Genomic DNA, 1044 nt, shown 5'->3' on the forward strand with positions numbered 1-1044 from the left:
CGCCCCAGATGACCATCGGCAGGCCGAGCTCGGCCACCTCGCGCGCGCGCAGGCCGCCTTCGCCCTCGCCGATCATGATCACGCCGTCGGCGCTCAACCCTTCGGCCTTCAGCACCTGCTCGCTGGTGGTCAGCAGCAGCGCGTAGCCCTTGGAGGTCAGCTCCTCCAGCAGGCCGCCGATCAGCAGCAGCAGCAGCGGGTCGGCCACCGGGCGGTCGGACGTGCCGACGTTCTCGAGCACGACCGCGATCGTCTGCGTGCGCCGGTTGCGCAGGCTGCGCGCCGCGTGGTTGATGCGGTAGCCGGCGGCGCGGGCGATCGTGCGGATGTGCTCGCGCAGCTCGGGCCGCACCAGCTCGCTGTCGCGCAGCGCGCGCGAGACGGTGATCTTGGACACGCCCGCCAACTGCGCGACGGCTTCCATGGTCGGGGCCGGGCTGCCCGGCAGGGGTTTCTTGGTCTTCGTCAAGATGCTAGCGAATGAAGGCGCGTTGCAGCCATTGTCCGATACGCGCGTAGGTGCGGGCGATGATCGCGATGTCAGCAGATTCGAACATGAAGCCGTGGACGAGGCCCGGCACGCGCAGCAGCGTGGTCTCCACGCCGGCGGCGGCCAGCTTCAGCGCATAGGCCTCGCCCTCGTCGCGCAGCGGGTCGATCTCCACCGTGAGCACCAGGGCCGTCGGCAGGCCGGACAGGTCCGTCGCCAGCGCGGGCGAGGCGTCGGGATCGCGGATCTCGGCCTCGCTCCGGAGGTAGGCGCCGCGGACCATCAGCAGCGCCTCGCGGTTCAGGCCGGGCGCGGCCACCTCGGTGATCGACGCAGCCTCGAAGCGGAAGTCGACCGGCGGATGCACGAGCAGTTGCAGCATCGGTCGCGCGCCTTCGCCCCGCGCCAGCTTGCGCGCCAGCACCGCGGCGAGATTGGCCCCGGCGCTCTCGCCGCCCAGGGCGATGCGCGTGGCATCGACTCCCAGCGATGGCGCATGAGCGAACAGCCAGGTGACGGCGGCCTCGCAATCATCGAGGCCGGCGGGGAAGGGG

Annotated in this window: 2 protein-coding genes; both read right to left on the reverse strand. The window is 71.6% G+C overall.

Annotated elements, in window-relative coordinates; translation table 11 throughout:
- A partial coding sequence (locus B0W88_RS31920; RefSeq protein ID WP_144007152.1) for a LacI family DNA-binding transcriptional regulator occupies nt 1–469 on the reverse strand: 469 nt, incomplete at its 3' end.
- A gap of 4 nt (nt 470–473) precedes the next feature.
- Nucleotides 474–1044 (reverse strand): alpha/beta hydrolase (locus tag B0W88_RS31925; protein WP_077038424.1); only part of this gene is annotated, 571 nt, incomplete at its 5' end.

It is taken from the genome of Pelomonas sp. KK5 (genome assembly GCF_001984095.1).
GTDB lineage: Bacteria > Pseudomonadota > Gammaproteobacteria > Burkholderiales > Burkholderiaceae_C > KK5.